Origin of the sequence: Rouxiella silvae (genome assembly GCF_002093625.1) — a bacterium.
Classification (GTDB): domain Bacteria; phylum Pseudomonadota; class Gammaproteobacteria; order Enterobacterales; family Enterobacteriaceae; genus Rouxiella; species Rouxiella silvae.
The window spans coordinates 1-10,197 of sequence record NZ_MRWD01000096.1 but is presented as its reverse complement, the minus strand read 5'-3'; the positions used below and the strand labels follow the sequence as shown (position 1 = coordinate 10,197).

Genomic DNA, 10,197 nt, shown 5'->3' with positions numbered 1-10,197 from the left:
ATACATAACCTAGCAGTATCAATGGCTTCTACACTCTCGGCTTTGTGCATGAATGAAAGGGGGGAAGACCTGTCTATTAAAGATTGTTGGTACTTGTAAAACCGACCACATCCAAGCCTAATGGAGCGGGGTTGGTATAAAATCTATTAATTTCATTGTGTTAAGCTTTTTCTTGGTGAGGTGTGGGGCCAAGGGGACCCTTTTCATCAATCTGTTTTTTGATAGTCAAATTAAATGACTATTAAATAATTAGTATGATATCAAAATCCTTTATGCTCTAGGTAATGATTCAATAAACGCAACTGGGGAAGTCAAATTGTGGATTCCCTCTCATTAGTTAATTTCAAACTAGCGCAACTATCGCTATTACATTATATTCACTAATGTGTTCGTTAGCTGCATATCATAAAAATATTGCTTTCCATCATGAGGGTTGAGATATGAAATCAAAGTTGGCACCAAGTTTACTTTTATCTTGCATGGCGTTAGCCATTATCCCTTCTGCAAATGCAGCCACAGCAACCGGAACTTTTCAGGTACTTATTACCATCGTTAAGTCTTGTGCCGTGACCGCCGGAACTGGCTCCAACATTAATCTGGGGACAACAGTTCCGTCCAGCGCAGTTAATACCACAGCCAATAACACTATCAATGTTAACTGTTCTAAAACCACGCCTTACTTCATTGGGCTGGCTCCTTCTGCTGTCAACGGCGGTAACACTACCGGTGCAGGTTCTATGTCTTCAGTGGCTAACTTCGCTACCAATACCGATAAAGTGCCTTACCAGCTGAATCAAACCTCTGCGACCGGACCGGTATGGGGAAATACGGCGACCACTACAGCTGCGGGTAATGGCGTAGGTGGCACTGGGACGGGGGCGTCACAGTCTTATACCGTCTATGCGACTGCCGCGAGTGCCGACTTTACACCGGATGCCTATGCCGACGTCGTCACCGTTAACGTTAACTACTGATCCAGAATTAAGTATTCGATCAACAATTACGCACTGATCTCGAAATAAGCTACTGAACCAGAATTACCGATCCAGGAAAGGGGACTATGTTGAAATTGCTTGTGCGGCAGTTTGTTTTCGCATGTTTGTTAGGGACAACGGTTTGGGGAACCGAGGCTGCTGCCAGCGGCCTGCAGGTTTCTCCGGTAACATTAACGCTGCCGGGCAATGAAAATGCCGGAGGCCTGTGGTTAAGCAATGAAGGCGACAATGTCGTCAATGCTCAGGTTCGTATATATCGCTGGAGTCAAAATAATTACGGCGATAGTTTAGCGCCTTCTCAGGGATTGGTTGCCAGCCCGCCGATGCTGGCGTTGGCACCCGGCGAGAAGCAACTGATCCGCATAATACGCACCAGTGCTTCTTCTGCAACTCAGGAAGACTCATATCGATTGTCTATCGATGAATTACCTCCTGCGACGCTGCAAAAAAATAAATTACAGTTTGTTTTGCATTATTCAGTACCTGTATTTCTGCAAGCTGCAAGCATGCCGCCGAGCACGGTTAAACTTCAGTGGGCGCTTGTACATGTGGGCAATAATTCTTTTATGGAAGTTCATAATCAGGGAAATAGCCATGCTCAGTTATCAGCAGCAACCTATATAAATACTCAAGGTGTTCGTAAAACAATGACCCCTGGACTATTAGGTTACGTTCTTCCCGGAGCGACTATGCGCTGGGTATTACCAGTCTCTGGCGATAACTCTACTCATGGCAGCAAGATTGAAGTAACTATAAATGGTGAAAAAACCCTACAGAATTTATAAGAACCCACGGCGTTTGGCGAAAGTCGTTTTACTAAACGGAATATTAATATCATGTGGCGCCATCGCTGACGTTAATAACGTTAGCGGTGCAGCGGAAGGTATTATTAATGACAATACGCACGTCCCCGGCGTCGATTTATATCTTGATGTAACCGTTAATGGCAATCATGCGGGCCTAGCTCACTTTGGTTATGCCGATAAAAAACTTTACGCTAGCGCTGCGAATCTGCGGCAGTTAGGTTTCCGGCTGCCCAAAGAAACTACCGACGCGGTGTGTCTGAATGATATTGCGCAGCTGCAAATAGATTATGATGCTCATTTGCAGACGCTGTCGCTGCATGCCCCTTTGGGACTATTAGATTTAGGCACCACTGAGCTTAATACGTTGGATGCTGAACACGCTACGGCATCTAACTCCCGTGGCGTGCTGTTGAACTATGATATTTATACTGCACAACAGCAAGGCATCACCGCCAATACCTTTACCGAGCTGCGCGCTTTTAATTCTGCTGGAGTATTTAGCTCAACCCAGCTTACGCAATATGCTGAGCAGAATAATAATGTGGGTCAGCGCCGTGAGTTCAGCCGTCTGGATACCAGCTGGCGCTCTTCTTTTCCCGACAAGTTATTGGCATTAACGGTGGGTGATACCTTGACCAGCTCATTATCCTGGTCACGCCCCACGCGTATTGCCGGTATTCAGATTGGCACCGATTATAGCCTGCAACCTTATCTCCGCACTGCGCCTCTGCCGTCATTTTTAGGTTCAGCGACGTTACCTTCCAGTGTGGAACTGTTTGTTAACGGCATGAAGTATTATAACGGCCAGGTTCCGGCAGGTAATTTTGAAATCAACACCATGCCCAATATCAGCGGTGCCGGGAATGCGCAGGTAGTGATGACGGATGCCCTTGGCAGAACAACGACACAAAGTTTTTCTTTTTATAACGACCAGCAATTGCTGCGTCAGGGTTTTACCGACTGGTCAGCAGAACTGGGCGTGGTGCGCAAAAATTATGGCTATTCTTCTTATGACTATGGCAGCTCACCGGCCGTCAGTGGCACCTGGCGCTATGGGGTCAGCAATAGCTTTACCGCAGGCATTCACTCAGAAGCGACTGATGGACTGGCCAATGGTGGGGTGAGCAGCGATTGGATCCCCGGCGCCCGCAGCGGTACATTTTCTACCTCGTTGGCGCTCAGCACCGACCGAGGCAAGAGCGGTTCTCTCTACAGCGCTGGGTATCGCTGGTCTCAAAATCAATTGAGCTTCGCCGCCAGCGCTACGGCCACCACCGGTAATTACCATGATGTGGCGACCCATTACGGCAGTGCGCCGCCGGCACTTAACGGCAACGCCGTGGTCGGCTTTGATACGGGATACTTCGGCAATTTCAGTGTGGGCTATTTGCAGTTTCGCTATCCGCAGGAAAGCGCAGTACGCTATGCCACCGCCAACTGGTTTAAATCAGTGTCCGATACGGTTTATCTCAACGCCGGTTTTAATCAAAATATCGACAACAACAGCGACCGCAGCGTCTATTTGACGGTATCAGTAACGCTTAGCGATCGCCTGTCCGCCAGCACCAGCGTGCAGCGCAATAACGATAAAACCGGCTATCTGCTTAATGCCGCTCAGTCGCTGCCGTCCGAAGGGGGATGGGGCTGGAACGTTGCTGCAAACCAGCAGGATTCGCAGCAGAGCGGGCAAGGTGAAGTCGGTTATCAGGGACGTTACGGTAAAGTTTACACCGGTTATAGCAGTTTGCCGGATACCCACTATGGCTATGCCGGTGCTAGCGGCGCGGTGGTAATGATGGGCGGAGGGCTGTTTGCCGCACGGGAAATTAATAATGGTTTTGCGGTGGTCTCTACAGACGGCGTACCCAATGTGCCGATTAAACTGCAAAATAATCTCGTGGGCACCAGTAACGATAAAGGACTGCTGCTGGTCACGCCGCTGAACAGTTATCAAAAAAATCTGTTGACCATCGATCCTCTGGATTTGCCCGCCAACACGCGTATTAACCGGGTCAATGCTTACGCCACGCCGGGTGACCGTTCGGGTACTCTGGTGAACTTTACAATCACGCCGGTGAGGGCTGCGCAGGTGATATTGACTGATGCTCAAGGCAAGGTCATACCTGAGGGTAGCCAAGTTCAGCTAAATTCCAGTCAGGGTCAGAGTGTGCCGGTGGGATTTGATGGCATGGTCTACTTTGATTCCCTCGAACAACACAACCGGCTGTTGGTAACCACGGCGACAGGTGTCTGCTCTGTTCAGTTCGACTATCCCCTCAAGGCAGAGGGTATTCTACAAATTGGCCCATTAGTTTGCAGGTAAAGCTAACGGCTTTAAGGAGTCCACATTATGTGGCTGAGAAAAATTTTTTTGCTGGGTGCGTTAGGGCTTTGTCCCACCTTGAGCTATGCAATAACCTGTACTTTTAGCGGGGGTTCAAACGTAAACTTTGGTACGGTTACGCCGATGGTGGCGGCAACGTACAACACCTCAATGACCTTTAACTATTCTTGTACCAAAGGCCTGCTTGAAACGCTGGCAGGCGCGAACATGTGTATCAATATCGGTGCGTCTACCAGCACATCGCAGATCAATCCCCGCACCATGGCAACGACGGGAACGCCCTCCAGCAGCTTGAACTACCAGTTATACCAAGGTTCGGCCAATGGTACGGTGTGGGGGAGTCAATATGTGGCGGGATCATCGCCGGTCATTATCAACCTAGGTCTGCTTTCGGCGCTTGTTCCCACTACGGGGAGTCTTACCGTCTATGGGCAGCTTGTCACGCCCCAGACGACTGCCGCTCCGGGCAGCTATACGGATAACTTTACGGCGGTTAACGCCAGCGCAACGTACAATGTCGGGCTACTCGTCCCCCCGGCGGGCTGTGGCACCACGGCGGGCCCTACGTTCAGTTTTATCGTCATGGCCTCGATAACCAAACAGTGTAACGTCACGACCAATGGCAATATTAGCCTTGGGCCGGTCAATAACAGGGCTGTGAATACCACGTCCAGCAACACCTTCAGCGTGAACTGCACCAACACCACGCCTTATACCGTGGGATTGTCACCCTCGAATAATAATACCGCAGGCAGCGGCGTGATGGTTGCGTCTGCGCCGAACGCCGATCAGGTTGGCTATCAACTGAGCTCCACGCCGGGACCCAATGGCACCGTTTGGGGCAGCACTACGCTGAACAGTATTGCCGGTACTGGTACAGGTTCGGCAACGAGTTATACGGTTTATGCCACCGTCCCAAATGCTAATTACACCCCTGGTGACTATGCCGATACCGTGACGGTCAACGTCACTTATTGAATGTGCAAATTGGGTTTACCTCCAGGTTAATTTACCGCGACCGGGCGTGAACCCTCCTGACTTATTCCTGCCGTTTTACCGCTCAGCGCAAAGGCCGAAATCAAGGTGAACAGCAGGGCGATACAGCCAAGGATTAAATAAGAGGTTTTGAAACCGTAGCTGACATACATCAGGCCAGCGGCATAAGACATGCCGATTGCCGACAACTGCTTGAAGAAGCAATAGCCCCATAAATAAATCGATGCAGAAAGATTAACGTTAAACTGAGTGGTGATGTATTTAAATATACCGACCAGCAGGAACGGTACTTCAAACATATGCAGTGTTTTAAGGAAAATCACCGCCGTTACCGAATCCGCCTGCGACGAACCGATAATGCGCACTGACATAATAACTCCGGCAATCAGCAAGGCGTTTTTACCGCCAATGCGATTAATAATAAGCGGCGCAAAAAACATGATAAAGGCGTTTAAAAACTCCCCCAGCGTGGTCACGTAGCCGAACGCCTGTGTCCCGGTATGCCTGTCGCTGAAGAACGAGGTGAAGAAGTTGGCAAACTGTTGATCAAACACGTCGTACACGCAGGCCACTCCAACGATGTACATCACCAAAAACCAAAATTTTCGCATTTTCAGCAACCCTAAGGCGGCTTTCAACTTAATCGGTTTATGGTTCAAGGCGAGCCCGTCCGCCACTGCCAGCGCGTTATTTTTCTCAGGTTTAAACAGATAAAGCAGGCCAGCCAATACCAGGGCAAAGCTCGACGCCAGCCAAAATGCGAACTGGTTGTTGATGGTAAACATGTAGCCGACTATCGAAGCGCAAATCGCCCAGCCGATGCATCCAAACAATCGGGCGCGGCCATACTCAAATTGGCTGCGGCGGCTGACCTTTTCAATGTAGGCTTCAATCGCAGGGGATCCTCCGCTGCACACCAAGCCTAGATAAATCCCGCACAGCAACGCGCCCAATAAAAAATTGCTTTGCAGCAGCGGTGAAAACACATAGATAAACAGCGGTGCAAGAAACAGCAGCAGAACAATGATCATCCACAGTAAGTGTTTCTTAAGGCCAAACTTGTCAGTGACGAAGCCAAAAATGGGCTGAAACACCAGGGCAAATAGGGCCATGCTGGCGAAGACTAAACCGGTTTGTTGTTGATCGAGCTGATTGACGTCGTGCAGCCAGATTGGAAAGAATGGCAGCACTGCGCCCATGATAAAGAAGTAGAAAAAACAGAAGGCACCGAAGATCCAAAAATTCTTGTTTCTTAAATAAAACATGGCTCACCGTCCCATTTAGACGGCGCAGGTATCCCTACGCCTTGTGTGTTTTGAGGAGGTTGGATGATTAGTGGTAGGCGGGAAGCCAGTTGCCATGAGCCTCAATCAGTTCATCGCAGAGCTTGCGAATATCATCGATCGAAAGTTCGGCAGAGGTATGCGGATCCAGCAGTGCAGCATGATAGATAGCATCACGTTTACGCGTAACGGCGGCCTCAATGGTCAACAGTTGTGTATTAATGTTGGTGCGGTTCAGCGCGGCCAGCTGTTCGGGCAAATTGCCCACGAAGCATGGAGAGATCCCTTGTCCATCGACCAAGCAGGGAACTTCAACGCAGGCCTCGGTGGGCAGGTTGGTGATTAAACCGGTATTGAGGACGTTGCCGCCAATTTTATAAGGCCTATCGGTTTCGATAGCCTCAATGATATAAGACGCATATTCATGGCTACGAGTGTGGGTCAAACTGTCGTCGTGAGTCAGCGCCAGCTTTTGTTGCTGCCATTTTTCAATCTGCTCAATGCATCGACGCGGGTACTCATCCAGCGGAATATTAAATCTGTCAATGAGTTCCGGGTAGTTTCGCTTAATCCAATAAGGCATGTATTCGGCGTTGTGCTCCGAGGATTCAGTCACGTAATAGCCGAAGGTTTTCATGATTTCATGACGCACCATGTCATCATGTTTGCCCTGTAGCGCATTGGCGCGACGTTTTATTTCCGGATACAGGTCCTCACCGTGGCGGCGAATGTCCAGTAGCCACGCCATATGATTGATGCCGGCAATGTGGAACTGCACATCATCGGTAGGCATATCGACACTTTGCAGCAGCGTTTGTGCGCAAACCTGAACGCTGTGACACAGTCCCACCGTTTTCACGCCGGTGTGACGTAGCATGGCACCGGTGAGTGCCGCCATCGGGTTGGTGTAATTCAATAGCCAGGCGTCGGGGCACACCGCTTCGATATCTCGAGCGAAATCAAACATTACCGGCAGGGTGCGCAGTGCGCGAAAGATGCCGCCAATGCCGAGAGTATCGGCAATGGTCTGCTGCAAGCCGTATTTTTTGGCAAGGGTGAAATCGGTGATGGTACACGGATCATAGCCACCAACCTGAATGGCATTCACCACATAATTGGCATTTTTCAATGCTGCAAGGCGATTTTCGACACCGAGATAGGGTGTTATTTTTGCCCGCCCTGCATTGGTATTACGGTTAATATTGCTCAACATGGCCAAGGATTCGTTGAGGCGTGCGGGATCAATGTCGTATAGCGCGATATCGACTTCTTTCAGTGACGGCGTGGCCATAATATCGCCGAGTACGTTCTTGGCGAAGATAGTACTGCCTGCGCCCATAAAGGTGACTTTAATCATCATATTTCTCCATTGCTGCCGTTTTCGATAAGCAGAAATTACCCTGCAATCTGCGGCTGAGATATAGACGAATGTGACCTTGTTATGGCGAAAAATGACGCACGATAAAAACTGTGAGCGAGATCCTAATCTACGAGTCATAGACCCAGACAACCTCAACTACACTGCTACCGTAGGAAATAAATTAGAGGCTATGACTGATGCATAAGAGTTTTACCCTGAGCCGTACCGATAATATCGAGTTAAATCTTTACCAGTATGGCGAGGAAAATTGCGAGAAATGCCACCGCTTTGGTCCCGCGGTGCGTCAGCATTATCTATTCCATTATGTGATTAGTGGCACCGGTGTTTTGCACAGCGATTACGGTTCATTTCCCGTCGCGGCGGGCGAGGGATTTTTGATCCATCCGCATGACGTCACCACCTACTGCGCCGACAAACACCACCCCTGGCATTACATGTGGCTGGAGGTGGACGGGCTGATTGCCAACAAGATTTTTGAAGAATGCCGCCTTAGTCGCCAATTCCCCATTTATCGGCCCCATCAGCCTGAAGAAAATCCCAATGCCGAACACATTTTGCGGCAAATAGTCACCCACGGTGATGAGCATCGCCTGAAGGTGCTCGGCCTGTGTTATCTGTTTTTCTCGGCGCTCATCGGTAATATGCAGCAGGAGACCGCCGAACAGCATAATGACAAGGCGCAGCATCTGCGAAAAGCAGTCAAACAGATTGAAAACCGCTATCACGAAAACCTCACCATTGAGAGCCTGTCTGCCCACTGCAATATTAACCGCAGCTATTTGTGCCGACTGTTCAAGGGAAAATATGGCATTGGCCCCAAGGAGTATTTACTCAATTTCCGCATGAGTATCGCCATCAGCCTGCTGTGTAATGAACACACAGCGGTGAAAGTGGTGGGCATTTCGGTAGGATATGAAAACCAGCTTCATTTCTCAAAAGCCTTCAAACAGGTGCACGGCGTGTCACCGACGCAGTGGCGTCAGGCGTACTTCTCATCGACGATAAACGGCCACTAACTCACCTCTCAATGGTTATTTTCACTCAAGCGTGCCAGCGGGAATCAAGCCAGAACAGCCTGTTGCCAGGCTAAAGACCCGGAAAAACGCAGGCTTATGCTAATAACTTAAGAATTATTGCTTAATCCGCATTTAACTCCTCACCCAACCGATACTACAGTTACCTTTCGTGTTAATGATTAACAGGGTAGTTAATGTGAGCAGTGATAACTTTATAAATCAGCATAATATTTTGGTTCATCAAATTTCCAGGCCCCACGGCGAACCTCTCGCAGAGAATTTTCGCTTTGTTGAGCAGCCTCTGGGATCCTTGGGAGAAGGGGCTGCATGGGTTGAAAACGTCCATTTCTCTGTCGATCCTTATATGCGGGAATGTATGGACGGCGACTGGGAATTAAACGAACCATTAGAGGGCAGAACGATTGGGCGAGTGATACGCTCGAATACGCCAGCACTGCATCCAGGCGATTGGGTATTACACCGCAAAGGTTGGCGGACCTATGCACAGGTAACGCCGGAAGAAGGTCGCGTCATTGCCCCCGTTGCGGGCGTGCCGTTACGTGCATGGCTCAGTCTGCTAGGAGGTACGGGACTTACCGCTTGGGTGGCATTGACCAAAATTGCCCGTTTGCAGCCCGGTGAGTCACTGTATGTCTCCTCGGCGGCAGGCGGGGTGGGTTCGGCAGCGGCGCAGTTTGCGGCTCTGCTTGGTGCAAAACGCATTGTTGGTAGCACACGCAATGCTGAAAAATCCAAAATTCTGACTGAGAGACTCGGTTATACCGATGCGTTTGTCTATGAGTCTGGCAAGGTAAGCGCTCAGTTACGTGATGTCATTCCTGAAGGCATCGATGTTTATCTGGACAATGTGGGCGGTGAACAGCTAGAGGCTGCTATTGCTGCATTTAAAGATTTTGGGCGCGCGGCGCTTATCGGCGCAGTCGCGCAATATAGTGCGTTAACGCCGCCCGTTGCCCCTTATAATCTGTTTGATATTGTGGGTAAGAGCTTAACTCTGCAAGGCTTCCTGGTGCGCGACTATAAAAATTTACAGGACGAGCTGGAGGAATTCATTATTCCTCATATTCAAAGTGGAAGAGTGGTGCCAGAAGACACAGTGACCCACGGTTTTAATAATATTGTAGACGCTTTTCTTTCCATGCTAAAAGGTGGAAACCTTGGTAAGGCGATCGTCAGTATAGAGTAATAATATAAATAGGTAAGAAAACAGCGCAATTTATATTGCGCTGTTTTCGCTTGCCTGCAATTAGCTATTTATTCTTAAGGTTATTATCTTTTGTGGTAATTAATAATACTTATCCATTAAACTTATTTAAATAAATTTAACTCAAGGTTTATTGTCGAGCTGTTAAGGG

The 10,197-nt window shown here is 49.1% G+C and carries 8 protein-coding genes; 6 read left to right on the top strand and 2 right to left on the bottom strand.

Annotated elements, in window-relative coordinates:
- Nucleotides 1-440 precede the first annotated feature (440 nt).
- From BS639_RS23855 to BS639_RS23840, 4 genes are all read left to right on the top strand, one after another.
- Nucleotides 441-974 (top strand): Csu type fimbrial protein, encoded by a 534-nt coding sequence (locus BS639_RS23855; RefSeq protein WP_055770901.1) that lies wholly within the window; start codon nt 441-443, stop codon nt 972-974.
- An 86-nt stretch (nt 975-1,060) separates the two neighbouring features.
- Nucleotides 1,061-1,780, top strand: coding sequence for a fimbrial biogenesis chaperone (locus BS639_RS23850; RefSeq protein ID WP_084984544.1), 720 nt, complete (start codon nt 1,061-1,063; stop codon nt 1,778-1,780).
- Nucleotides 1,752-4,124, top strand: a complete 2,373-nt coding sequence (locus BS639_RS23845; RefSeq protein ID WP_082457319.1) for a fimbria/pilus outer membrane usher protein — start codon at nt 1,752-1,754, stop codon at nt 4,122-4,124. The genes BS639_RS23850 and BS639_RS23845 overlap by 29 nt, the downstream gene beginning before the upstream one ends.
- Nucleotides 4,125-4,151: 27 nt before the next feature.
- Complete coding sequence (locus tag BS639_RS23840; protein ID WP_084984543.1) at nt 4,152-5,123, top strand: Csu type fimbrial protein; 972 nt, start codon at nt 4,152-4,154, stop codon at nt 5,121-5,123.
- A 26-nt stretch (nt 5,124-5,149) separates the two neighbouring features.
- Here the strand turns inward: BS639_RS23840 and BS639_RS23835 are convergent, their stop codons facing one another.
- Together BS639_RS23835 and melA are read right to left on the bottom strand one after the other, a co-directional pair.
- Complete coding sequence (locus BS639_RS23835) at nt 5,150-6,406, bottom strand: MFS transporter (RefSeq protein ID WP_084984542.1); 1,257 nt, start codon at nt 6,404-6,406, stop codon at nt 5,150-5,152.
- 67 nt (nt 6,407-6,473) lie between these two features.
- Nucleotides 6,474-7,781, bottom strand: coding sequence for an alpha-glucosidase/alpha-galactosidase (melA, locus tag BS639_RS23830; protein ID WP_055770920.1), 1,308 nt, complete (start codon nt 7,779-7,781; stop codon nt 6,474-6,476).
- A gap of 200 nt (nt 7,782-7,981) precedes the next feature.
- Between melA and BS639_RS23825 the strand changes: the two genes are divergently transcribed.
- Together BS639_RS23825 and BS639_RS23820 are read left to right on the top strand one after the other, a co-directional pair.
- Nucleotides 7,982-8,821: an AraC family transcriptional regulator gene (locus tag BS639_RS23825; protein ID WP_084984541.1), complete on the top strand. Its 840-nt coding sequence runs from the start codon at nt 7,982-7,984 to the stop codon at nt 8,819-8,821.
- Nucleotides 8,822-9,017: 196 nt separating this feature from the next.
- Entirely contained in the window at nt 9,018-10,028 is a 1,011-nt protein-coding gene (locus BS639_RS23820; RefSeq protein WP_206601182.1) for an MDR family NADP-dependent oxidoreductase, read from the top strand.
- Nucleotides 10,029-10,197: the final 169 nt, after the last annotated feature.